Origin of the sequence: Dysgonomonas sp. 216 (genome assembly GCF_010501065.1) — a bacterium.
GTDB lineage: Bacteria > Bacteroidota > Bacteroidia > Bacteroidales > Dysgonomonadaceae > QVMM01.
In genome coordinates this window covers 140299-160854 of the sequence record NZ_QVMM01000001.1, presented here as the reverse complement: position 1 = coordinate 160854, position 20556 = coordinate 140299, and the positions used below count along the sequence as shown (strand labels likewise).

Sequence of the window (20556 nt, the reverse complement as noted above, 5' to 3'; positions counted from 1 at the left end):
AATTATGAATTATAAATAATAAAAAAAGACATGAGTCAAAAAATCAGAATCAAACTGAAATCTTACGATTACAACCTGGTTGACAAGTCGGCAGAGAAAATCGTTAAAACAGTAAAAGCTACAGGTGCAGTGGTTAGTGGCCCAATTCCATTACCAACACACAAACGTATTTTTACAGTAAACCGTTCGACTTTCGTTAACAAGAAGTCTCGTGAGCAATTCGAATTGTCTTCGTATAAAAGACTTATCGACATCTATAGCTCAACAGCTAAAACAGTAGATGCGCTTATGAAACTTGAGTTGCCAAGTGGTGTAGAAGTAGAAATTAAAGTTTGATCAGAGAGTATTAATAGTAAAATAAAAAAGAAATGCCAGGATTATTAGGAAAGAAAATCGGAATGACATCCGTATTCAGTGCCGATGGAAAAAACGTTCCATGCACTGTTATCGAAGTAGGTCCTTGTGTTGTTACTCAAGTAAAAACTGCTGATACAGATGGTTACGAAGCGGTTCAGTTGGGGTTTGCCGATAAAAAGGATAAACACACATCTAAACCTCTTATGGGACATTTTAAGAAAGCAGGAGTAACTCCAAAAAGGCACTTGGCTGAGTTCAAAGGATTTACTGATTGCAAACTTGGAGATGTGCTGACTGTAGATCAGGTTTTTGACGAAAACGTAGTTTTTGTTGATGTTGTAGGTACATCGAAAGGTAAGGGATTTCAGGGGGTTGTTAAACGTCACGGATTCCGTGGGGTAGGAGAAGCTACTTTAGGGCAGCACAACCGCTTGCGTGCACCGGGTTCGATCGGAGCATGTTCTTATCCAGCTAAAGTTTTTAAGGGAACAAGAATGGGTGGACAAATGGGTAACGTACGTGTTACTGTTCAAAACCTAGAGATTATCAAAGTTATTGCAGAGCATAATCTGTTATTGATTAAAGGTTCTGTTCCGGGAAGCAAAGGTTCAATCGTATTAATTGAGAAATAATGGAACTTAGTGTATTTAATATAAGCGGTAAAGAAACCGGAAAGAAAGTTACTTTGAATGATGCTATTTATGGCATCGAGCCAAATGACCATGTTATTTGGTTAGATGTTAAACAATATATGGCTAATCAGCGTCAAGGTACACACAAATCGAAAGAGAGAAGCGAAATGTCGGGAAGTACTCGTAAGCTTATCCGTCAAAAAGGTAGTGGTGGTGCACGTCGTGGTGATATCAACTCTCCTGTACTTGTAGGTGGTGCTCGTGTATTTGGTCCACGTCCTCGTAACTATAGTTTCAAACTGAACAAAAAAGTAAAAGCGTTAGCTCGTAAATCGGCTTTAGCTTACAAAGCAAAAGAAAATCAGATAATGGTAGTTGAGGACTTATCGTTCGATGCTCCAAAAACAAAAGATTTCGTTGCTATGGCTAACAGCTTGCAAGTTGCTGATAAAAAGCTACTTTTGGTTTTGCCAGATCAAAATAAAAACGTATATTTGTCGGCTCGAAATTTGCAAAGAGTTAAAGTTATAACTGCTTCTGAGTTAAACACTTACTCGATTTTGGATTGCACATGTTTATTGTTGGCCGAATCGTCAGTAGCAGCAATTGATAACCTTTTTAAAGCATAAGGAGAATAAAAAATGGGAATTTTGATAAAACCAATATTAACAGAAAAGCAAACAGCGATTACTGAAAAGTATCCAAATCGTTATGCTTTTCGTGTTGTTCCTACTGCTAATAAAGTGGATATCAAAAATGCAGTAGAGCAGCTATATAACGTGAGTGTAGTTAGAGTAAACACAATGAATTATGCCGGAAAACGCAAAAGCCGTTATACAAAATCGGGTGTAATATCGGGTAAAACTCCTGCATTCAAGAAAGCAATCGTTACCTTGAAAGAGGGCGAAATTATAGACTTTTTTAGTAATATCTAAATAAAAAATGGCAGTACGTAAATTAAAGCCCACAACACCGGGGCAAAGACACAAAGTTATTGGTACTTTTGAAAGCATCACAACAAATGTACCAGAGAAATCGCTTGTAGTCGGAAAGAATACTTCAGGTGGCCGTAACAATACCGGTAAGATGACAATGCGTTATCTTGGAGGTGGTCATAAAAGGAAATACAGAATTATCGACTTCAAGAGAACAAAAGACGGAGTTCCAGCCATTGTAAAAACAATAGAATACGATCCGAACCGTTCGGCTCGTATCGCATTGTTGTTTTATGCCGACGGAGAAAAAGCATATATGCTTGCTCCTAACGGTTTGGAAGTTGGTCAGACAGTGATGTCGGGAGCAGATGCTGCTCCTGAAGTAGGAAATGCATTACCATTAGCGAAAATTCCTATCGGTACAGTAATTCACAATATAGAATTACGTCCCGGTCAAGGAGCTAAAATGGTTCGCTCGGCAGGTACATTTGCACAGTTAACTTCTCGCGAAGGAAGCTATGCAATTATCAAAATGCCTTCGGGTGAAACTCGCAAGATTCTTCTATCTTGTAAAGCAACAATCGGTAGTGTAGGAAACTCAGATCATGCGCTTGAAAAATCAGGTAAAGCCGGACGCTCTAGATGGCTTGGACGTCGCCCACACAACCGTGGTGTTGTGATGAACCCTGTCGATCACCCAATGGGTGGTGGTGAAGGTCGCTCTTCGGGAGGACACCCAAGATCACGTAAAGGATTGTACGCTAAGGGGCTTAAAACAAGAGCACCGAAGAAACATTCTTCTAAGTACATAATTGAAAGAAGAAAGAAATAATCTGATTTAATTAAAAACAACTATGAGTCGTTCGTTAAAAAAAGGCCCTTATATTAATGTAAAGCTTGAAAAGAAAGTCTTGGCTATGAATGAGTCGGGCAAAAAAGCTGTAGTTAAAACATGGGCAAGAGCATCAATGATATCGCCGGATTTTGTAGGACATACTATAGCTGTGCATAACGGAAATAAATTTATTCCTGTTTACATCACAGAAAACATGGTAGGTCATAAGTTAGGAGAGTTTTCTCTTACACGTACATTCCGCGGACATGGTGGTAATAAGAAAAAATAATAGGAAACCCTGATAAAATAAAAAGAAACAGTAAAAATGGGTAAGAGAAAAGAAAGAGCAGCAACAGCGATAAAAGAAGCCAAAAAGAGCGTTTCTTTCGCTAAGTTGAACAATGTGCCGACTTCTCCTCGTAAAATGCGTTTAGTAGCAGATATGGTTCGTGGAATGGAAGTATTCAAAGCTCTTGGAACTTTGAAATTCTCGAATAAAGAAGCTTCTATACGTGTTGAAAAACTTCTGAAGTCAGCCATAGCTAACTGGGAAGCTAAAAATGAGCGTAAAGCCGAAGCCGGAGAACTATTTATCTCTTCGATCACAGTAGACGGAGGAACAATGCTTAAACGCTTGCGTCCTGCTCCACAAGGAAGAGGTTACAGAATTCGTAAACGTTCTAATCACGTTACTTTGTACGTGGATACACTTAACAATAATCAAAATTAAATAGCAGATGGGACAAAAAACAAATCCGATATCTAATCGTTTAGGAATCATCAGGGGATGGGATTCTAACTGGTATGGCGGTAAAAAGTATGGCGATACATTGCTTGAAGATACTAAAATCCGTAAATATCTGAATGCCCGTCTTGCTAAAGCAAGTGTATCTCGTATTATTATTGAAAGAACTTTGAAACTCGTTACAATCACAGTTTGTACTGCACGCCCCGGTATCATAATCGGTAAAGGTGGTCAGGAAGTAGACAAACTGAAAGAAGAGTTGAAAAAGATTACAGACAAAGATATTCAAATCAACATCTTTGAAATCAAAAAACCTGAACTTGATGCTGTTATTGTAGCAAACAATATTGCTCGTCAGGTTGAAGGTAAAATCGCTTATCGTCGTGCCGTTAAAATGGCTATCGCCGCTACTATGAGAATGGGTGCCGAAGGTATCAAAGTTCAGGTGTCGGGTCGTTTGAACGGAGCTGAGATGGCTCGTTCGGAAATGTATAAAGAAGGACGTACTCCGCTTCATACATTCCGTGCCGATATCGACTATGCACACGCCGAAGCGTTGACCAAAGTTGGTTTGATTGGTATAAAAGTATGGATTTGCCGTGGAGAAGTTTACGGTAAGAAAGACCTTGCTCCATCATTCACTCAAAGCAAAGAAAACGGATCTCAAGGAAGTAACCGTGGCAACAGAGATGGTGGAAGAGGTTTCAAGAAAGGAAAGAGAAAATAAGTATTAAACGTTTGAAACAGAGTTAAAATGTTACAACCGAAAAAAACAAAATTCAGAAGACAGCAAAAAGGTCGTATGAAAGGAAATGCCCAAAGAGGGCATGAATTGGCTTTCGGTTCATTTGGAATCAAAACATTAGATTCGAAATGGATTACAGGACGTCAAATTGAAGCGGCTCGTATTGCTGTAACTCGTTACATGCAACGTCAAGGGCAAGTGTGGGTAAGAATATTCCCTGATAAACCAATTACCAAAAAACCAGCCGAAGTGCGTATGGGTAAGGGTAAAGGTTCGCCCGAAGGTTTTGTTGCTCCAGTTACTCCAGGAAGAATACTTTTCGAAATCGAAGGTGTATCTTATGATGTGGCAAAAGAAGCATTGCGCTTAGCAGCACAAAAGCTTCCCGTGACTACAAAATTTGTAGTACGTAGAGATTATGATTTAACTCAAAATTCGTAAGCTATGAAAATTGCAGAAGTAAGAGAACTATCGGATAAAGAATTACTGGAGAGAATAGATGCTGAAAAAATAGCTCTAGATCAAATGGTACTCAGTCACAGTGTTACTCCATTGGATAACCCTGTAGAAATTAAGAAAAAGCGTAGAACAGTTGCTCGTATGCTTACTGAATTGCGCCAAAGAGAACTAAAAAAATAACTGAGAGTTAATGGAAACGAGAAATTTAAGAAAAGAAAGAATCGGGGTCGTTTTCAGTAATAAAATGGATAAAACCATTACTGTTGCTGTAAAATGGAAAGAGAAACACCCTATCTATGGAAAGTTCGTTAACAAAACGAAGAAATATCATGCTCATGACGAGAAGAACGAGTGTAGCATTGGCGATACAGTACGTATAATGGAAACCCGTCCTTTAAGTAAACTGAAAAGATGGAGATTAGTAGAAATAATTGAAAGGGCTAAGTAATTATGATACAACAAGAATCGAGACTAGTAGTAACTGATAACAGTGGCGCAAGAGAATGTTTGTGTATCCGTGTATTAGGCGGAACAAGAAGACGCTATGCATCAGTAGGGGATGTAATCGTGGTTGCTATCAAAAACGTAATCCCTTCAAGTGATATTAAAAAAGGTGCTGTAACTAAGGCGATAGTAGTACGTACGAAAAAAGAAATTCGTCGTCCCGACGGATCATATATCCGTTTCGACGACAATGCTTGTGTACTGTTAAATGCCGGAGGCGATATCAGAGGAAGTCGTATTTTCGGACCTGTTGCCCGTGAACTTCGTGCAACAAATATGAAAATTGTTTCTCTTGCACCAGAGGTACTATAACTAATAAAACCATAGGTAATGAGCAAATTACATATAAAGAAAGGCGATATTGTTTTCGTTAACACAGGAAAAGACAAAGGACGTACAGGACGTGTATTAAAAGTTCTTGTTGAAAAGCAACGTGCTATTGTTGAAGGCCTGAATATGGTAACGAAACATGCTAAGCCTAATGCTAAAAATCCTCAAGGAGGAATTGAGAAAGTAGAAGCTTCTATACATATTTCGAACCTAAACGTGGTTGATCCTAAAACAGGTAAAGCTACACGTGTAGGCCGTAAAGTTGGAGCTAATGGAAAACTAGTACGTTACGCTAAAAAGTCAGGGGAGGAGATTAAATAATGAGTAGCAATACAGCAAATCTTAAGAAAGAATATAAAGACCGTATTGTTTCTTCTTTGATGAAAGAATTCGGTTACAAGTCGAACATGCAAGTTCCGGTGTTGAAAAAAATAGTAGTGAACCAAGGTTTAGGTATTGCAGTTGCCGATAAAAAGATTATCGAAACAGCAATAAACGAAATAACTGCTATTACAGGACAAAAAGCTGTAGCGACTGTGTCAAAGAAAGATATTTCGAACTTTAAACTTCGTAAAAAAATGCCTATCGGAGTAATGGTAACATTGCGTAACGATAACATGTACGAATTTTTAGAAAGACTTATCAGAGTAGCACTTCCCCGTATCCGCGACTTTAAAGGTATCGAAAGTAAACTTGACGGACGTGGAAACTATACGTTAGGTATCGAAGAGCAAATAATCTTCCCTGAAATTAATATCGATAATATTAGTAAAATATTGGGAATGAATATTACCTTTGTGACCTCTGCAAAAACAGACGAAGAAGGTTACGCTCTGTTAAGAGAATTTGGTTTACCGTTTAAGAATGCAAAAAAAGCTTGATATATGGCAAAAGAATCAATGAAAGCCCGCGAGGTGAAAAGAGCAAAATTAGTTGCTAAATATGCTGCTAAAAGAGCTCAACTCAAAGCTGAAGGCGACTACGAGGCACTTCAGGCACTACCTAAAAATGCATCGCCTGTGCGTTTGCACAACCGTTGTAGCTTAACAGGTCGTCCTAAAGGTTATATCCGTCAATTCGGAATTTCTCGTATTCAGTTTAGAGAAATGGCCTCTAAGGGGTTGATACCGGGAGTTAAGAAAGCAAGCTGGTAAAACTGACTAATTTTTTTAGTGTTAATTAAATATTGTCCCGGGTTACGGGATTAATTTAAAAACATTTTTTATGACAACAGATCCAATAGCGGACTATTTGACGCGAATCAGGAATGCCATCAGTGCAAACCACCGTGTGGTAGAAATACCTGCGTCTAACTTGAAAAAAGAGATCACAAAGATCTTAATGGAGAAAGGCTACATCCTTAATTACAAGTTTGTAGAAGAAGGACCTCAAGGCTCAATCAAAATTGCCTTGAAGTACGATCCGGTGAATAAAGTAAATGCAATCAAAAAACTGATTCGTATTTCAACACCAGGTCTACGTAAATATGTAGGGTATAAAGACATGCCTCGTGTTCTTAACGGACTAGGTATAGCTGTATTATCTACCTCTAAAGGTGTTATGACAGATAAAGAAGCTCGCGATGCAAAAGTGGGTGGAGAAGTATTATGTTATGTTTATTAATTAAGAGGGAGGATAATATATGTCTAGAATAGGAAAATTACCCATTAACATCCCTGCAGGTGTAACTGTTAGTGTTGCTGATGATAACACTATTACAGTGAAAGGCCCTAAAGGAGAGTTAACGCAAAGCGTAAACCCGGAAATAAAAGTAACTGTAGACGGAACTGTTTTAACAGTAAGCCGTCCTTCTGACGAAAAACAAACACGTGCAAACCATGGATTATTCAGATCGTTGATAAACAATATGGTTGTTGGTGTGTCGGAAGGTTATCGTAAAGAACTCGAACTTGTAGGGGTTGGTTACAGAGCTACTAATAACGGACAACTTCTTGAATTGGCATTAGGGTATACTCACCCTATTGTTATGTTGTTGCCAAACGAAGTTAAGCTCGAAACTAAAGCTGAAAAGAATAAAAACCCTTTAATTATTCTGGAATCGTGCGATAAACAACTTATCGGTCAGGTATGTTCAAAAATCCGTTCGTTCCGTAAACCTGAGCCTTATAAAGGAAAAGGTATACGTTTCGTTGGCGAACAAATCCGTCGTAAGTCTGGTAAATCGGCATCTAAATAATTGAAATTTTGATGAATTATGATAACAAAGACAGAAAGAAGATATAAAATAAAATTACGCGTTCGTGGTCAGATCCAAGGAACAACTGAGCGTCCTCGTTTGACTGTTTTCAGAAGCAACAAACAAATCTACGCTCAAGTAATTGATGATTTAACAGGAAAAACTTTAGCATCGGCTTCATCTTTGAAGATTACAGAAAAAGCTCCAAAGAAAGAATTAGCTGCTAAAGTAGGAGAAATGGTTGCTAAAGCTGCTCAGGAAGCTGGTGTTACAACTGTTGTTTTCGATCGTAACGGTTACTTGTACCACGGAAGAATTAAAGAATTGGCAGACGCAGCCCGTAAAGGCGGACTTAAATTTTAATAGAAATGGCAAGAGTTAGTAATAGAGTTAAAACAACCAACGATATAGAATTAAAAGACAGATTAGTTGCTATTAACCGTGTAACAAAAGTAACAAAAGGAGGTCGTACCTTCAGTTTTGCTGCTATTGTAGTGGTTGGTAACGAAGATGGCGTAGTTGGTTGGGGCTTAGGTAAAGCCGGCGAGGTAACAGCTGCCATTGCTAAAGGAGTTGAAGCTGCAAAGAAGAACCTTATAAAGGTTCCTGTTCTTAAAGGTACAATTCCTCACGAACAAGTTGCGCGCTTTGGAGGTTCGGAAGTATTTCTTAAGCCAGCTGCTCCCGGTACAGGGGTTAAAGCAGGGGGTGCGATGCGTGCCGTTCTTGAAAGTGTTGGTGTAACTGATGTACTTGCAAAATCTAAAGGATCGTCAAACCCTCATAACTTGGTGAAAGCTACTATCGAGGCATTAGGCGAATTGAGAGATGCTTACACTGTTGCTCAAAACAGAGGTGTATCTATGGAGAAAGTGTTTAAAGGTTAAATTTGCAAGAAGAAAAAGTTATGGCAAAAATAAAAATTAAACAAGTAAGAAGCAGAATCAATTGTCCTATAGATCAAAAAAGAACATTAGATGCTCTTGGTCTTAGAAAATTGAACAGAGTGGTTGAGCACGAAGAAAATCCTGCAATATTAGGGATGATCGAAAAAGTTAAGCACCTTGTATCTGTAGAGAGATAATTTAGTAACAGAACGAAAGATAAAATAACGAATATGAATTTATCAAGTTTAAAACCTGCTGTAGGTGCTACTAAAACTAGAAAAAGAATCGGTCGTGGAACAGGTTCGGGTTTAGGCGGTACTTCTACAAGAGGTCATAAAGGAGCTAAATCGAGATCCGGATATTCAAAGAAGATCGGATTCGAAGGAGGTCAGATGCCGATTCAACGTCGTCTTCCAAAGTTCGGTTTCAAAAACATTAACCGTGTTGAGTACAAGCCTATCAATTTGGATGTTTTGCAGCGTTTAGCTGACGAACAAAAACTGACTAAAATCGATGTTCAGGCTTTAATTAACGCCGGATTTATATCTGCTAACCATTTGGTTAAGATTTTAGGAAACGGAGCTTTAACTGCTAAATTAGAAGTAGAAGCTCATGCATTCTCAAAATCGGCAGAAGCTGCTATTCAGGCTGTAGGTGGAACTGTATCTAAAATGAAATAACAATGGGGATTGTAAGACATCTTAGTGATTTGCGGTTAGTAAAGACTATAGTAAATATATGGAAGATTGAGGAGTTAAGAAAAAGACTCCTCATAACCTTCATTTTCGTAGTGATATATCGCTTCGGAACGTTTATTATATTGCCGGGGGTAGATCCACTGCCTTTGTCTCAACGTACAGGTTCGTCGGAGGGGCTTTTAGGTCTTTTGGATATGTTTTCGGGAGGTGCGTTTGCTAATGCGTCTATATTTGCATTAGGAATCATGCCTTACATTTCCGCATCTATTGTTATTCAGCTTTTGGGTATAGCTTTACCTTACTTTCAGAAGCTGCAACGTGAAGGTGAAAGTGGACGATCTAAACTTAATCAATATACCCGTTACCTGACAGTGTTAATCCTGATGTTCCAAGCTCCGGCTTATTTATTAGGAACACTTCGTGGCGGAGCTGTAGTTGAAGGTATGGAAATGGCAATAGTACCGGGAGGCATGGCTTTCTGGACATTCTTATTACCATCGACAATAATCTTAGCTGCAGGTAGTATGTTTGTATTATGGTTAGGTGAGCGTATTACCGATAAAGGGGTAGGAAACGGAATTTCGTTTATAATCTTGGTTGGTATTATTGCACGTCTGCCTCATGCATTGCTAGGTGAGTTTGCGTCTCGTTTGAGCGATCAGGCCGGAGGTTTGGTTATGTTCCTTATCGAGATAGTAGCCTTGTTATTAATTATTGCTGCTGCAATATTGTTAGTACAAGGAACACGCAAAGTGCCATTGCAATATGCAAAACGTGTTGTTGGAAACAAACAATACGGAGGTGCACGCAACTATCTTCCGTTGAAAGTGAATGCTGCTAATGTGATGCCTATCATTTTTGCTCAGGCAATAATGTTTATACCTATCACGTTTGCCAGCTATACTGAGAAAACAGGCGGATTTTGGGCGTCATTAACCGATTTCACTAGCGTACCTTATTGTGTTTTACAAGCATTATTGATTATAGCCTTTACTTATTTCTATACAGCTGTTACTGTGAATCCACAACAAATAGCTGAAGATTTGAAAAGAAATAACGGTTTTATTCCGGGAGTTAAACCTGGTAAGAAAACTGCCGACTATATCGACGAAATAATGTCTCGTATTACACTTCCGGGATCAATATTCCTGGCATTGGTTGCTATAATGCCTGCATTTGCAAGTATTTTTGGTGTAAGTCGCGAGTTTACCCAATTCTTTGGAGGAACATCGTTGCTTATCCTTGTAGGGGTTGTACTTGATACACTTCAACAAATAGAAAGCCACTTGCTGAACAGACATTATGACGGCTTATTGAAATCGGGAAGAATAAAAGGTCGTTCAGGTTCGATAGCTGCTTATTAAGAAAAAGAAAGGCACATAAATGATATTTCTAAAGACAGACGAAGAAATTGAGTTGATGCGTGAAAGCAACCGATTGGTTGGGATGACATTGGGCGAGCTTGCTAAGCATATAAAGCCCGGCATAACTACTCGCCAATTGGATAAGATAGCAGAAGAGTTTATAAGAAGCCATGGAGCTATACCTTCGTTCTTGGGTTATAATGGGTTCGAAGGTTCCATTTGTGCTTCGGTAAACGAAAACGTCGTTCACGGTATTCCCGGAGATTATATACTAAAAGATGGAGATGTAATTTCTGTCGATTGTGGAACCGAGAAAAATGGTTTTTGTGGAGATTCGGCCTATACATTTTGTGTAGGAGAAGTTTCGGAAGATATTAAACAATTGCTTCGTACAACAAAAGAGTCCTTATATAAAGGAATTGAGAAAGCTGTAGAAGGAAGTAGGGTTGGAGATATTGGAGAAGCCATTCAAACGTATTGTGAAAAACGAGGTTATTCTGTAGTCCGCGAACTAGTCGGGCACGGTATTGGGCGTAAAATGCACGAGGCTCCAGAAGTACCTAATTATGGTAGAAGAGGAACCGGGCCTTTGTTAAAGAAGGGGATGTGTATCGCCATTGAACCTATGATTAATATGGGAAGCAAAAATGTAGTATTTGAAAGTGATGGCTGGACAGTTCGGACAAAAGACCGTAAGCCTTCGGCTCATTTTGAACATACAGTTGCAATCCGTGAAGGTCATGCCGATATATTATCAACATTCGAATTTATAGAATCTGTATTAGGAAGTAACGCAATTTAATTTTTATAGTTAAGTAATTTATGGCTAAACAAGCAGCAATAGAACAAGACGGCGTAATAGTTGAAGCATTATCGAACGCAATGTTTCGTGTAGAGTTGGAAAACGGACACGAAATAACAGCTCATATTTCGGGAAAGATGCGTATGCATTATATAAAAATATTACCCGGAGACAAAGTTCGCGTCGAAATGTCGCCATACGATCTGTCAAAAGGTCGTATATCATTCAGATACAAATAAAAAATAAAAATATGAAAGTAAGAGCGTCATTAAAAAAGCGTACAGCCGACTGCAAAATCGTAAGAAGAAAAGGTCGCCTGTATGTAATTAACAAAAAAAATCCTAAGTATAAACAACGTCAGGGATAATTTATTAATTTTGCAAACTAATTTAGTGATATGGCAATAAGAATAGTTGGTGTTGATTTACCACAAAATAAAAGAGGCGAAATAGCCCTGACATATATCTATGGAATAGGTCGTAGCGCTTCTAATGCGATTTTAGAAGAGGCAGGTGTCGATAGAGACATCAAAGTGAAAGATTGGACCGACGATCAGGCAGGTGCAATCCGTGAGATTATTTCTACAAAATATAAAGTAGAAGGAGATTTACGTTCTGAAGTACAATTAAATATCAAACGTTTGATGGATATTGGTTGCTACAGAGGCATACGTCACCGTATTGGTTTACCTGTAAGAGGTCAAAGTACTAAAAATAACGCCCGTACACGTAAGGGTAGAAAGAAAACTGTTGCAAACAAGAAAAAAGCTACAAAATAATAGTTTGATATGGCAAAAAAAACAGTCGCAGCGAAAAAGAGAAACGTTAAGGTTGATGCAGTGGGGCAAGCTCATATCCATTCTTCATTTAACAATATCATTATTTCTCTTACAAACAGTGAAGGACAAGTAATCAGTTGGTCATCAGCTGGTAAAATGGGCTTCCGTAGTTCTAAGAAAAATACACCTTATGCAGCTCAGCTAGCAGCTCAGGATTGTGCAAAGGTTGCATTTGATCTTGGATTGAGAAAAGTTAAAGTATTTGTTAAAGGACCGGGTAATGGACGTGAGTCGGCAATCCGTACAATTCATGGCGCAGGAATCGAAGTTATGGAAATAGTTGATGTAACTCCACTTCCTCACAACGGATGTCGTCCTCCAAAACAAAGACGAGTTTAATTCTAACGTAATTTAAGAGAGATTGAAACTTGAATTGTGAATTTGATTGCAAAAACCCTCTCTGTGATCGCGGCTGCACAATTCCAGATTCATTTGAATTTAATTGAAAATTAATTAAAAGAAAATGGCAAGATATACTGGACCAAAAACTAAAATTGCCCGTAAATTCGGAGAACCGATATTCGGCCCCGACAAAGTTCTTTCTAAAAAGAACTATCCTCCGGGACAACATGGAAACGGAAGGAAGAAAAAATCGTCGGAGTACGGAATTCAGTTACGTGAAAAACAAAAAGCTAAATATACTTACGGAGTTCTTGAGAAACAATTCCGTAACCTGTTCGAAAAAGCCGCACGTACACGTGGTATTACAGGTGAAGTATTACTTCAGCTTCTTGAGTCGAGATTAGATAACGTTGTTTATCGTTTAGGTTTAGCTCCAACAAGAGCTGCTGCTCGCCAGTTGGTTTCGCACCGTCATATTGTTGTTGACGGAAAAGTAGTGAATATTCCTTCATATACTTTGAAACCAGGTCAGCAAGTAGGTGTTCGCGAGAAATCTAAATCGCTAGAAGTTATCGATAACTCATTATCAGGGTTTAACCACAGTAAATATCCTTGGATTGAATGGGACTCATCGTCAATGACAGGTAAATACTTACATTTGCCTGAAAGAGCAGATATCCCAGAGAACATTAAAGAACAGTTGATCGTAGAATTGTATTCGAAATAATAATTATGGCTATATTAGCATTTCAAAAACCCGATAAAGTATTGATGTTAGAAGCGGACGATTTCTACGGAAAGTTCGAATTTCGTCCCTTGGAACCCGGCTATGGTATTACCGTAGGTAATGCTCTGCGCCGTATCCTCCTTTCTTCTCTCGAAGGCTTCGCTATAACTTCAATCAAAATAGACGGGGTTGAGCATGAATTTGCTTCAGTACCCGGAGTTATGGAGGATGTTACCAACATCATTTTGAACCTTAAAAAAGTAAGGTTTAAACAGATTGTTGAGGAAATCGAGAATGAAAAGGTTATGATAACTGTTTCGGGTTCGGAAGTGTTCAAAGCTGGAGATATTGGTAAACACTTGTCCGGATTTGAGGTTCTGAATCCTGATTTGGTAATCTGTAATTTAGATACAAGCGCGAACTTTCAGATTGAACTGAACATTAACAAAGGACGTGGTTATGTGCCTGCCGACGAGAACCGTGGTTTGTCGGACGACGTTAATGTTATCGCAATTGACTCTATCTATACTCCAATCCGCAATGTGAAATATGCGGTAGAAAATTACCGTGTTGAACAGAAAACAGACTACGAGAAATTAGTAATAGAAATATCAACCGATGGTTCTATTCATCCGAAAGATGCTTTGAAAGAAGCAGCTAAAATATTGATACACCATTTCATGTTGTTCTCGGATGAAAAGATATTGCTTGAGCAAAACGAATCGGAAGGAAATGACGAGTTCGATGAAGAAGTTCTTCATATGCGTCAGTTATTGAAAACAAAACTATCGGACATGAATCTATCTGTTCGTGCGTTAAATTGTTTGAAATCGGCTGAAGTAGAAACATTAGGCGAACTTGTTCAATTCAATAAGAATGACCTTCTTAAATTCCGTAACTTCGGTAAAAAATCATTAACCGAATTAGATGAATTGCTTGATAGCCTGAATCTTTCGTTCGGATTGGATATTTCAAAATATAAATTAGATAAAGATTAGTTAAGCGATGAGACATAATAAAAAATTCAATCACTTAGGCCGTACTAAGACTCACAGAGAAGCCATGTTATCTAACATGTGTGTATCTTTGATTATTAGTCCTAATAAAAGAATCTTTACGACTGTGGCTAAGGCTAAAGCATTGAAAAAAGTTATCGAGCCTATTATCACTAAGTCGAAAGAAGATACTACACATTCAAGGCGTGTAGTTTTCCAAACTCTTCAAAGTAAAACAGCTGTTACTGAGTTGTTCCAAAACATCTCACAAAAAGTAGGAGACCGTCCCGGAGGTTATACCCGTATTATCAAAACAGGTAACCGTTTAGGAGACAACGCTTCTATGTGTTTTATCGAGTTGGTTGACTATAACGAAAACATGTTGAAAGAGAAAAAAGCTGCTTCTAAAGGTAGAACTCGCCGTTCTGCTGCTGCAAAGAAAAAAGAAGCTGCTCCTGTTGAAGAACCAAAAGCTGAACAAGCTGAAACTCCGGCAACAGAAGAGCCTAAAAGCGAAGCTGCAGAATAAGCTACTTTTTCTGAAAGATAAGGAAGCCCAACTATTTCGGTTAAACGATTTAGTTGGGTTTCGTTTTTTATTTATATAGCTGTTTAAAAAAATCCCAGATAATAATACCTGTTGTTACCGACACATTGAGCGAATGTTTTGTTCCGTATTGAGAAATTTCTATCGAATTGTCGCACATATTCACTACACTTTGCTGTACACCCTTAACTTCGTTACCTAAAACTACTGCGTATTTGTTGGCAGGATTCAATTTTACCTCTTCGAGAGGTATACTATTCTCTACTTGTTCAATAGCGAAAACAGTGTAGTTTTTATCCTTTAATTGTTTAATGGCATCGGTTGTTTCCTCAAAATATAGCCAGCTTACCGAATCTTCTGCTCCCAGAGCTGTTTTGTGTATCTCGTTATTTGGCGGGGTTGCGGTTATACCACATAAATATATAGCTTCGATAAGAAACGCATCGGATGTGCGAAAAACCGAACCTATGTTATTTAAACTGCGAATATTATCGAGAACGATAATAAGAGGTATCTTTTCTACATCTTTAAACTCATCTACAGATATTCTGTTTAGCTCTGTTATCTTTAATTTTCGCATGGTTTAATCTATTAAAATAATACTTGCATATTCAACTTGTCCCCCTACAGGAGGATTTTGTTTTGATATTTTCAGTTCAATACTGTCTATTTGCTGCGAGTACGATTTAAGCCGCTTTATAATACGTCCTCCAACATGTTCCATTAATTTCGACGCAACTTTCATCTCTTCGTCTATGATGTTATAAACTTCGGCATAATTCAGTGTCTCATTCAAATCGTCACTGCTATATGCATTATTACTTAAAGTCTTTATTTTTAAGTTTATGATAAATGTGTTGCCTACTGTATTTTCTTGTGGGAAGACTCCATGATTAGCATGGAAGGTTATATTTTCGAGTAAAATAAAAGTTTCCATATAAGGGTATTAATGTATGTAATAGTGTTACAAAGCTAAGTTTTTTTTTTACATTTGCTTTTGTATTGAAACTTTAAATTCACATGTTAAATCGAAAAGAAGTAGTAACAAGTTCCGGCATACATAATGTGCTTTCTTCGGGTACGGTTTTGACCGGTAATTTGGTGACGGATGATGATATCCGCATTGATGGCGTAATTGAGGGAAATATAATAAGTAAGGGAAAGATTATTGTTGGCGCTAACGGATCGGTAACAGGAGATATTGAATGTTATAATCTTGATTTGTTAGGTAAAGTAACAGGGAATGTTCAATGTAACGAGATAGTTATATTGCGTTCGGCATCCATGTTGATGGGCGATATTCTTACTCGTGTAATCGAAATAGAACCGGGAGCCCAGTTTACAGGCTCTTGTAAAATGAACACTTAAGGGTGTACGACGGTTATAAGAGTATTCCAAGGATAAAATAATAAGTTATGTCGAATAAAATACATCAACGCTTGGTTGCGTTGAGAAAATTTATGGAAGATAAAGGTATGCATGCTTTTATCGTTCCAAGCACTGATGCTCATCTGAGCGAGTATCCTGCGTTGCATTGGGCTTCGCGCGAATGGATAAGTGGTTTTACCGGGTCGGCCGGTACGGCAGTTATAACCAGAGAAAAAGCGAGTTTGTGGACGGACTCCCGCTATTTTTTGCAGGCGGCAAACGAGCTCGAAGGTTCGGGGTTTGAGCTTCAACGTGAGGGATTGCCTCACACTCCTTCAATAGAACAATGGTTGGTCTCGGAGTTGGGTGAAGGCGAATATGTTGGTATTGACGGAAGTGTATATGCGGCTAAAGACGCATTTAACCTTACTCATAAACTAAATCAACATAATATTCATCTGATAAGCGATTACGATCCTTTTGATGCTATTTGGCACGATCGTCCTCAAATACCACAGAACCCTATATTTATACACCCTGAGGAGCATTCGGGGCTATCAGTGAGTAAGAAAATTAAAGCCGTATGCGAAAAACTGGAAGAAAATTATGCCGATTCGCTACTTGTTGCGTCGCTTGATACAATTGCATGGATTTTCAATATAAGAGGAAATGATGTTGAGTATAATCCCGTAGCAGTGAGTTTTGCATACATATCGAAAGCTGAAACAATATTATTTATCGATCCGAAGAAAATGACGGACGAAGCAAGTAAATATTTGCAAGGCGAAGGAGTTATTCTTGCAGAATATAATAAAGTATACGATTTTGTATCAGGACTGCAGAATAAGACTATCTGTGTTACAGGAAATAAAATAACTTTTGCTTTATATAATAAAATATCTTCTTCGTGCCGGATACTAGATATTACTCCATCGCCTGCCGATTTGATGAAAAGTATAAAGAATGAAACCGAAATTAAAGGTTTTCGCAATGCTTTAACAAGGGATGGGGTAGCCTTGGTTAAATTTTTTATGTGGCTCGAAAAAGCTGTGCCAAAAGGCGAAGTTTCGGAGTTGGGTATAGTGAATAAATTGATAGAATACCGAAGCCAGCAAGCTATGTTTGTGGGCGAAAGTTTTGGCGCTATTGTTGGTTATCTGGCTAATGGTGCTATTGTTCACTATCATGTTACACCCGAAACATCGGCACAGGTAAAACCCGAAGGTGTTTTATTGATAGACTCGGGAGCTCAGTATTTTGATGGAACAACTGACATTACACGTACAGTAGCTGTTGGAAAACTAACCGAAGATATGAAGCGTGATTATACTATGGTGCTGAAAGGGCATATAGGTATTGCTTCGTGCCGTTATCCTCAGGGAACACGAGGAAGCCAGATTGATGTGTTGGCACGTAAGGCTTTATGGAACGAGGGCATGAATTATCTTCACGGAACGGGGCATGGCATAGGACATTTTTTGAATGTACACGAGGGCCCGCAAAGTATACGTATGGATGAAAATCCTGTGACGTTGCAGCCGGGAATGGTTACGTCTAACGAGCCGGGTATTTATAAAGCCGGTCAATATGGTATTAGGATAGAGAACCTGATATTGACGAAGGAAGATATAACAACCGAGTTTGGTAATTTCTATGCTTTTGAAACTTTAACTCTTTGTCCTATAGATACAACTCCTGTTGTGAAAAGTATGTTGAGCAAAGATGAAATAAAGTGGTTGAACGACTATCACGAAATGGTTTATGATAGGCTGGAGTCGTTCTTGGATGTGGAAGAAAAGGTTTGGTTAAAAGAAAAGACCAAAGCTATATAATAACCGGATAATAATCTGTTTTTTATCTTTATAATGCAGGAGGTTGCAGATTAATAATAGTGAACAGCATAAAACGAAAAAGCCTGCCAAGTGTGTAAACTTTGTCAGGTTTTTTTATGTATTGGGTTTACAAGTAAAAGAGGTTTGCAATAAACAAATATTATAAAAAGTGTAAGATTTGTCAGGTTTTGAAATAATAGATGTTTTAAAGTATTACAATAAAGTAGTTATTATAGGTAGCTAGAATTAGTTAAAATAAAGAAGTATTAAGAATATGGCACTGATAAAAGAGGTTAGGGGATTTGTTCCCAAAATAGGAAAAAACGCATATTTAGCGGATAATGCAACCATTATAGGCGATGTGATTATGGGCGACGACTGTAGTGTGTGGTTTAATGCCGTTTTACGTGGCGATGTAAATTCGATTCGCATAGGTAACCGGGTGAATATACAAGATGGTACAGTATTACATACATTATATCAAAAATCGACTGTTGAGATTGGAGACGATGTTTCTATTGGTCACAATGTGGTAATACATGGCGCAAAAATAGAGAATGGTGCACTGATAGGTATGGGCGCAATAGTTCTCGATCATGCTGTTATTGGCGAGGGTGCTATTGTTGCGGCAGGATCGGTAATTCTGAGTGGTACTCAGGTTGAACCCGGTAGTATATATGCCGGTGTACCTGCCAAATTTGTAAAGAAGGTTGACCCCGACCAAGCGAAGGAAATAAATCAGAAAATAGCTAAGAATTATCTGATGTATTCGGGTTGGTTTAAAGAAGATTGAACTGAAGCTTAAATAAGAAACGGCTTAAACATTTATTTAAGCCGTTTCTATGTAAGGGAATATCTATTATCCCTTATTGTCTATATTCTCTTTCGGAGCTAATGGAATGGTGTTGCTTTCTTTCTCAGTAGGATCACCTTTCAGATATGAAGGAAGATTCATTCCCGCCATATTAAACAGGTCATTCAACGGAGGTACAGACTTCATAAGCCCCGATACAAAATTAGCAGTAGAAGTATTACCGTTTGCTCCGCCATTTGCCGAGTCCCAAACAGTTATTTTATCAATCTTGATATTTTTGATAGCCTCAACCTGTGTTTTAACCAGCTCAGGAAGTTTCTCAACAAGTAATAATTGATATGCGGCAGTGGTATCGCCTCCCGCAGCTTTTACTATCTCTTTGTAACCTTCGGCCTGCTTGGTCAATATCTCATATAATCCACGTGCTTCGGCATCCATTTTAGCGAATATTGCATCCGCTTCTCCTTTTGCTCTTTCTCTCAACTGTTCGGCAGATGCCTGTGCATCAATAATGATCTTTTGTTTCTCTATTTCGGCAGGAACTACAACATTTGCCTTTTGTGTCGAACGTTCTCTTTCGGCACGGGCATTTTCTGCTTTTTGTTCAGCTAAATATGCTTCTTCCAAGGCTTTGGCCTGTTGCACTTTTTCGGCAGCAACTGCTACACGTGCGGCTTCGGCTTCTTTTTCACGACGAAGAGCGTCCGATCCGGCAATTTCTATTTTTGCAGTGTTCTCCCCTTTTACAGCAATGGCATTTGCTTCGGCTGTTTTTACACGGGTGTCTCTTGTTGCTTCTGCTTTACCAATCGATTCGTCTCTTGCTGCGCCTGCAATGCTTATTTCTCTGTCTTTTTGAGCAAATGCAATCTGCACATCCCTGTCTCGGTGTGTTTCCGCTATTTTTACATCACGTTCTCTGTCGGCTACAGCCTTACCTGTTTCCCCGATTTTTTCCTGCTCGGCAACGCTTATTTTAGCCTCATTAATGGCTTTTGCAGCAGCTTCTTTTCCTAGGGCATCAATATACCCCGATTCGTCATTAATGTCGGTAACGTTTACGTTTATAAGCTTTAGGCCTATTTTGCGAAGCTCGGTGTCGACGTTCTTCGATATATTATCAAGAAATTTATCGCGGTCGGAATTGATTTCTTCAATCATCATTGTTGCAATAACAAGACGTAGCTGCCCGAATAAGATGTCTTTAGCCAATTCCTGTATTTGCGAAGTGGTTAAGCCTAATAACCTTTCGGCTGCATTATTCATATTCTCCTTTTCGGTAGAAATGGCGATTGTAAAACGACAAGGAACATCTACCCTGATGTTTTGCTTACTTAAAGCACTGGTTAGGTTAGCTTCGATGGATATAGGCTTCAGGTCGAGATATGCATAATCCTGAATAACGGGAATGATAAATGCACCACCACCATGTATACATTTAGCCGAGGCTCCGCCTGTTTTTCCATATACTACGAGAATTTTATCCGACGGACATCGCTTATACCTCGATACCATTGCCGAGATAAAGACAAATAAAGCTATTGCTGCTATAACAATGAGCAATATACTGTTGGGTATTCCTTCAAAAATCATAATGTGTGTT

General features: G+C 38.6%; 36 protein-coding genes. 33 read left to right on the top strand and 3 right to left on the bottom strand.

Annotated elements, in window-relative coordinates; translation table 11 throughout:
* The first annotated feature begins 30 nt into the window (after positions 1-30).
* The 30 genes from rpsJ (at position 31) to rplQ (ending at position 14921) form a co-directional block, all read left to right on the top strand.
* Complete coding sequence (gene rpsJ, locus D0T53_RS00795) at positions 31-336, top strand: 30S ribosomal protein S10 (protein WP_026626968.1); 306 nt, start codon at positions 31-33, stop codon at positions 334-336.
* 32 nt (positions 337-368) lie between these two features.
* Positions 369-989, top strand: a complete 621-nt coding sequence (rplC, locus tag D0T53_RS00790) for a 50S ribosomal protein L3 (RefSeq protein WP_163264083.1) — start codon at positions 369-371, stop codon at positions 987-989.
* Positions 989-1618, top strand: a complete 630-nt coding sequence (rplD, locus tag D0T53_RS00785) for a 50S ribosomal protein L4 (protein WP_163264081.1) — start codon at positions 989-991, stop codon at positions 1616-1618. The genes rplC and rplD overlap by 1 nt, the downstream gene beginning before the upstream one ends.
* 12 nt (positions 1619-1630) lie before the next feature.
* The gene (gene rplW, locus D0T53_RS00780; RefSeq protein ID WP_163264079.1) at positions 1631-1924 is read left to right on the top strand and encodes a 50S ribosomal protein L23; all 294 of its coding nucleotides are present in this window, start codon (positions 1631-1633) and stop codon (positions 1922-1924) included.
* A gap of 7 nt (positions 1925-1931) precedes the next feature.
* On the top strand, positions 1932-2756 hold the full coding sequence (gene rplB / locus D0T53_RS00775) for a 50S ribosomal protein L2 (RefSeq protein ID WP_163264077.1): 825 nt from the start codon (positions 1932-1934) through the stop codon (positions 2754-2756).
* 22 nt (positions 2757-2778) lie between these two features.
* A complete protein-coding gene (gene rpsS, locus D0T53_RS00770; protein ID WP_163264075.1) occupies positions 2779-3048 on the top strand; it encodes a 30S ribosomal protein S19 in 270 nt (89 codons plus the stop codon).
* A gap of 36 nt (positions 3049-3084) precedes the next feature.
* Positions 3085-3489 (top strand): 50S ribosomal protein L22, encoded by a 405-nt coding sequence (gene rplV, locus D0T53_RS00765; RefSeq protein ID WP_163264073.1) that lies wholly within the window; start codon positions 3085-3087, stop codon positions 3487-3489.
* 7 nt (positions 3490-3496) lie between these two features.
* Positions 3497-4231, top strand: a complete 735-nt coding sequence (rpsC, locus tag D0T53_RS00760) for a 30S ribosomal protein S3 (RefSeq protein WP_163264071.1) — start codon at positions 3497-3499, stop codon at positions 4229-4231.
* A 27-nt stretch (positions 4232-4258) separates the two neighbouring features.
* Positions 4259-4690 carry a 50S ribosomal protein L16 gene (gene rplP / locus D0T53_RS00755; RefSeq protein ID WP_163264069.1) on the top strand — a complete coding sequence of 144 codons (432 nt, stop codon included), beginning with the start codon at positions 4259-4261 and terminating at the stop codon, positions 4688-4690.
* Between the two features lie 3 nt (positions 4691-4693).
* A complete protein-coding gene (gene rpmC, locus D0T53_RS00750) occupies positions 4694-4888 on the top strand; it encodes a 50S ribosomal protein L29 (RefSeq protein ID WP_163264067.1) in 195 nt (64 codons plus the stop codon).
* Between the two features lie 10 nt (positions 4889-4898).
* Positions 4899-5156: a 30S ribosomal protein S17 gene (rpsQ, locus tag D0T53_RS00745; RefSeq protein ID WP_163264065.1), complete on the top strand. Its 258-nt coding sequence runs from the start codon at positions 4899-4901 to the stop codon at positions 5154-5156.
* A 2-nt stretch (positions 5157-5158) separates the two neighbouring features.
* Complete coding sequence (gene rplN, locus D0T53_RS00740; protein ID WP_163264063.1) at positions 5159-5524, top strand: 50S ribosomal protein L14; 366 nt, start codon at positions 5159-5161, stop codon at positions 5522-5524.
* 18 nt (positions 5525-5542) lie between these two features.
* Positions 5543-5863 carry a 50S ribosomal protein L24 gene (rplX, locus tag D0T53_RS00735; protein WP_163264061.1) on the top strand — a complete coding sequence of 107 codons (321 nt, stop codon included), beginning with the start codon at positions 5543-5545 and terminating at the stop codon, positions 5861-5863.
* Positions 5863-6423 (top strand): 50S ribosomal protein L5, encoded by a 561-nt coding sequence (gene rplE / locus D0T53_RS00730; protein WP_163264059.1) that lies wholly within the window; start codon positions 5863-5865, stop codon positions 6421-6423. The genes rplX and rplE overlap by 1 nt, the downstream gene beginning before the upstream one ends.
* A 3-nt stretch (positions 6424-6426) precedes the next feature.
* The gene (gene rpsN / locus D0T53_RS00725) at positions 6427-6696 is read left to right on the top strand and encodes a 30S ribosomal protein S14 (protein ID WP_163264057.1); all 270 of its coding nucleotides are present in this window, start codon (positions 6427-6429) and stop codon (positions 6694-6696) included.
* A 70-nt stretch (positions 6697-6766) separates the two neighbouring features.
* Positions 6767-7165, top strand: a complete 399-nt coding sequence (gene rpsH / locus D0T53_RS00720; RefSeq protein ID WP_163264055.1) for a 30S ribosomal protein S8 — start codon at positions 6767-6769, stop codon at positions 7163-7165.
* Positions 7166-7184: 19 nt separating this feature from the next.
* Positions 7185-7739: a 50S ribosomal protein L6 gene (gene rplF / locus D0T53_RS00715; RefSeq protein WP_163264053.1), complete on the top strand. Its 555-nt coding sequence runs from the start codon at positions 7185-7187 to the stop codon at positions 7737-7739.
* Between the two features lie 18 nt (positions 7740-7757).
* Positions 7758-8102 carry a 50S ribosomal protein L18 gene (gene rplR / locus D0T53_RS00710; RefSeq protein ID WP_163264051.1) on the top strand — a complete coding sequence of 115 codons (345 nt, stop codon included), beginning with the start codon at positions 7758-7760 and terminating at the stop codon, positions 8100-8102.
* 5 nt (positions 8103-8107) lie between these two features.
* Positions 8108-8626: a 30S ribosomal protein S5 gene (rpsE, locus tag D0T53_RS00705; protein WP_163264049.1), complete on the top strand. Its 519-nt coding sequence runs from the start codon at positions 8108-8110 to the stop codon at positions 8624-8626.
* Positions 8627-8646: 20 nt separating this feature from the next.
* Positions 8647-8823: a 50S ribosomal protein L30 gene (gene rpmD, locus D0T53_RS00700; protein WP_163264047.1), complete on the top strand. Its 177-nt coding sequence runs from the start codon at positions 8647-8649 to the stop codon at positions 8821-8823.
* Positions 8824-8856: 33 nt separating this feature from the next.
* A complete protein-coding gene (gene rplO, locus D0T53_RS00695; protein WP_163264045.1) occupies positions 8857-9306 on the top strand; it encodes a 50S ribosomal protein L15 in 450 nt (149 codons plus the stop codon).
* Between the two features lie 2 nt (positions 9307-9308).
* Complete coding sequence (gene secY, locus D0T53_RS00690; protein WP_163264043.1) at positions 9309-10688, top strand: preprotein translocase subunit SecY; 1380 nt, start codon at positions 9309-9311, stop codon at positions 10686-10688.
* Between the two features lie 19 nt (positions 10689-10707).
* Complete coding sequence (gene map, locus D0T53_RS00685; RefSeq protein WP_163264041.1) at positions 10708-11490, top strand: type I methionyl aminopeptidase; 783 nt, start codon at positions 10708-10710, stop codon at positions 11488-11490.
* Between the two features lie 20 nt (positions 11491-11510).
* Positions 11511-11729, top strand: coding sequence for a translation initiation factor IF-1 (gene infA / locus D0T53_RS00680; RefSeq protein WP_014224918.1), 219 nt, complete (start codon positions 11511-11513; stop codon positions 11727-11729).
* Between the two features lie 11 nt (positions 11730-11740).
* Complete coding sequence (gene ykgO / locus D0T53_RS00675; RefSeq protein ID WP_006800238.1) at positions 11741-11857, top strand: type B 50S ribosomal protein L36; 117 nt, start codon at positions 11741-11743, stop codon at positions 11855-11857.
* 30 nt (positions 11858-11887) lie between these two features.
* Positions 11888-12268, top strand: coding sequence for a 30S ribosomal protein S13 (gene rpsM, locus D0T53_RS00670; protein ID WP_163264039.1), 381 nt, complete (start codon positions 11888-11890; stop codon positions 12266-12268).
* Between the two features lie 9 nt (positions 12269-12277).
* Positions 12278-12667, top strand: coding sequence for a 30S ribosomal protein S11 (gene rpsK, locus D0T53_RS00665; RefSeq protein WP_163264037.1), 390 nt, complete (start codon positions 12278-12280; stop codon positions 12665-12667).
* 124 nt (positions 12668-12791) lie between these two features.
* Positions 12792-13397, top strand: coding sequence for a 30S ribosomal protein S4 (gene rpsD / locus D0T53_RS00660; protein WP_163264035.1), 606 nt, complete (start codon positions 12792-12794; stop codon positions 13395-13397).
* A gap of 5 nt (positions 13398-13402) precedes the next feature.
* Complete coding sequence (locus D0T53_RS00655) at positions 13403-14395, top strand: DNA-directed RNA polymerase subunit alpha (RefSeq protein ID WP_163264033.1); 993 nt, start codon at positions 13403-13405, stop codon at positions 14393-14395.
* Between the two features lie 7 nt (positions 14396-14402).
* Positions 14403-14921, top strand: coding sequence for a 50S ribosomal protein L17 (gene rplQ, locus D0T53_RS00650; protein WP_163264031.1), 519 nt, complete (start codon positions 14403-14405; stop codon positions 14919-14921).
* A gap of 67 nt (positions 14922-14988) precedes the next feature.
* Here rplQ and D0T53_RS00645 read toward each other — a convergent pair whose 3' ends face one another.
* Complete coding sequence (locus tag D0T53_RS00645) at positions 14989-15519, bottom strand: RNA methyltransferase (RefSeq protein ID WP_163264030.1); 531 nt, start codon at positions 15517-15519, stop codon at positions 14989-14991.
* Between the two features lie 3 nt (positions 15520-15522).
* Positions 15523-15876, bottom strand: coding sequence for a dihydroneopterin aldolase (gene folB / locus D0T53_RS00640; RefSeq protein ID WP_163264028.1), 354 nt, complete (start codon positions 15874-15876; stop codon positions 15523-15525).
* An 83-nt stretch (positions 15877-15959) separates the two neighbouring features.
* On the opposite strand from folB, the gene D0T53_RS00635 reads away from it, so the two are divergent.
* From D0T53_RS00635 to D0T53_RS00625, 3 genes are all read left to right on the top strand, one after another.
* Positions 15960-16307, top strand: coding sequence for a polymer-forming cytoskeletal protein (locus tag D0T53_RS00635; RefSeq protein WP_163264025.1), 348 nt, complete (start codon positions 15960-15962; stop codon positions 16305-16307).
* A gap of 47 nt (positions 16308-16354) precedes the next feature.
* Positions 16355-18139: an aminopeptidase P family protein gene (locus D0T53_RS00630; RefSeq protein ID WP_163264023.1), complete on the top strand. Its 1785-nt coding sequence runs from the start codon at positions 16355-16357 to the stop codon at positions 18137-18139.
* A gap of 274 nt (positions 18140-18413) precedes the next feature.
* Positions 18414-18932 carry a gamma carbonic anhydrase family protein gene (locus D0T53_RS00625; RefSeq protein ID WP_163264021.1) on the top strand — a complete coding sequence of 173 codons (519 nt, stop codon included), beginning with the start codon at positions 18414-18416 and terminating at the stop codon, positions 18930-18932.
* A gap of 66 nt (positions 18933-18998) precedes the next feature.
* Here the strand turns inward: D0T53_RS00625 and D0T53_RS00620 are convergent, their stop codons facing one another.
* Positions 18999-20546 carry a flotillin family protein gene (locus D0T53_RS00620; protein WP_163264019.1) on the bottom strand — a complete coding sequence of 516 codons (1548 nt, stop codon included), beginning with the start codon at positions 20544-20546 and terminating at the stop codon, positions 18999-19001.
* Positions 20547-20556 lie beyond the last annotated feature (10 nt).

Coding starts and splice junctions, on each gene's coding strand:
- rplX (WP_163264061.1), top strand. CDS start 5,543: ATGAGCAAATTACATATAAAGAAAGGCGATATTGTTTTCGTTAACACA.
- rpsQ (WP_163264065.1), top strand. CDS start 4,899: ATGGAAACGAGAAATTTAAGAAAAGAAAGAATCGGGGTCGTTTTCAGT.
- rplO (WP_163264045.1), top strand. CDS start 8,857: ATGAATTTATCAAGTTTAAAACCTGCTGTAGGTGCTACTAAAACTAGA.
- D0T53_RS00655 (WP_163264033.1), top strand. CDS start 13,403: ATGGCTATATTAGCATTTCAAAAACCCGATAAAGTATTGATGTTAGAA.
- rplW (WP_163264079.1), top strand. CDS start 1,631: ATGGGAATTTTGATAAAACCAATATTAACAGAAAAGCAAACAGCGATT.
- rplD (WP_163264081.1), top strand. CDS start 989: ATGGAACTTAGTGTATTTAATATAAGCGGTAAAGAAACCGGAAAGAAA.
- rplV (WP_163264073.1), top strand. CDS start 3,085: ATGGGTAAGAGAAAAGAAAGAGCAGCAACAGCGATAAAAGAAGCCAAA.
- secY (WP_163264043.1), top strand. CDS start 9,309: ATGGGGATTGTAAGACATCTTAGTGATTTGCGGTTAGTAAAGACTATA.
- rpmD (WP_163264047.1), top strand. CDS start 8,647: ATGGCAAAAATAAAAATTAAACAAGTAAGAAGCAGAATCAATTGTCCT.
- rplC (WP_163264083.1), top strand. CDS start 369: ATGCCAGGATTATTAGGAAAGAAAATCGGAATGACATCCGTATTCAGT.
- rpmC (WP_163264067.1), top strand. CDS start 4,694: ATGAAAATTGCAGAAGTAAGAGAACTATCGGATAAAGAATTACTGGAG.
- rplQ (WP_163264031.1), top strand. CDS start 14,403: ATGAGACATAATAAAAAATTCAATCACTTAGGCCGTACTAAGACTCAC.
- rpsC (WP_163264071.1), top strand. CDS start 3,497: ATGGGACAAAAAACAAATCCGATATCTAATCGTTTAGGAATCATCAGG.
- folB (WP_163264028.1), bottom strand. CDS start 15,876: ATGGAAACTTTTATTTTACTCGAAAATATAACCTTCCATGCTAATCAT.
- rpsM (WP_163264039.1), top strand. CDS start 11,888: ATGGCAATAAGAATAGTTGGTGTTGATTTACCACAAAATAAAAGAGGC.
- D0T53_RS00620 (WP_163264019.1), bottom strand. CDS start 20,546: ATGATTTTTGAAGGAATACCCAACAGTATATTGCTCATTGTTATAGCA.
- infA (WP_014224918.1), top strand. CDS start 11,511: ATGGCTAAACAAGCAGCAATAGAACAAGACGGCGTAATAGTTGAAGCA.
- rplP (WP_163264069.1), top strand. CDS start 4,259: ATGTTACAACCGAAAAAAACAAAATTCAGAAGACAGCAAAAAGGTCGT.
- rpsH (WP_163264055.1), top strand. CDS start 6,767: ATGACAACAGATCCAATAGCGGACTATTTGACGCGAATCAGGAATGCC.
- rplN (WP_163264063.1), top strand. CDS start 5,159: ATGATACAACAAGAATCGAGACTAGTAGTAACTGATAACAGTGGCGCA.
- rplE (WP_163264059.1), top strand. CDS start 5,863: ATGAGTAGCAATACAGCAAATCTTAAGAAAGAATATAAAGACCGTATT.
- rplF (WP_163264053.1), top strand. CDS start 7,185: ATGTCTAGAATAGGAAAATTACCCATTAACATCCCTGCAGGTGTAACT.
- D0T53_RS00625 (WP_163264021.1), top strand. CDS start 18,414: ATGGCACTGATAAAAGAGGTTAGGGGATTTGTTCCCAAAATAGGAAAA.
- rpsJ (WP_026626968.1), top strand. CDS start 31: ATGAGTCAAAAAATCAGAATCAAACTGAAATCTTACGATTACAACCTG.
- map (WP_163264041.1), top strand. CDS start 10,708: ATGATATTTCTAAAGACAGACGAAGAAATTGAGTTGATGCGTGAAAGC.
- rpsN (WP_163264057.1), top strand. CDS start 6,427: ATGGCAAAAGAATCAATGAAAGCCCGCGAGGTGAAAAGAGCAAAATTA.
- D0T53_RS00630 (WP_163264023.1), top strand. CDS start 16,355: ATGTCGAATAAAATACATCAACGCTTGGTTGCGTTGAGAAAATTTATG.
- rplR (WP_163264051.1), top strand. CDS start 7,758: ATGATAACAAAGACAGAAAGAAGATATAAAATAAAATTACGCGTTCGT.
- rplB (WP_163264077.1), top strand. CDS start 1,932: ATGGCAGTACGTAAATTAAAGCCCACAACACCGGGGCAAAGACACAAA.
- D0T53_RS00645 (WP_163264030.1), bottom strand. CDS start 15,519: ATGCGAAAATTAAAGATAACAGAGCTAAACAGAATATCTGTAGATGAG.
- D0T53_RS00635 (WP_163264025.1), top strand. CDS start 15,960: ATGTTAAATCGAAAAGAAGTAGTAACAAGTTCCGGCATACATAATGTG.
- rpsK (WP_163264037.1), top strand. CDS start 12,278: ATGGCAAAAAAAACAGTCGCAGCGAAAAAGAGAAACGTTAAGGTTGAT.
- ykgO (WP_006800238.1), top strand. CDS start 11,741: ATGAAAGTAAGAGCGTCATTAAAAAAGCGTACAGCCGACTGCAAAATC.
- rpsS (WP_163264075.1), top strand. CDS start 2,779: ATGAGTCGTTCGTTAAAAAAAGGCCCTTATATTAATGTAAAGCTTGAA.
- rpsE (WP_163264049.1), top strand. CDS start 8,108: ATGGCAAGAGTTAGTAATAGAGTTAAAACAACCAACGATATAGAATTA.
- rpsD (WP_163264035.1), top strand. CDS start 12,792: ATGGCAAGATATACTGGACCAAAAACTAAAATTGCCCGTAAATTCGGA.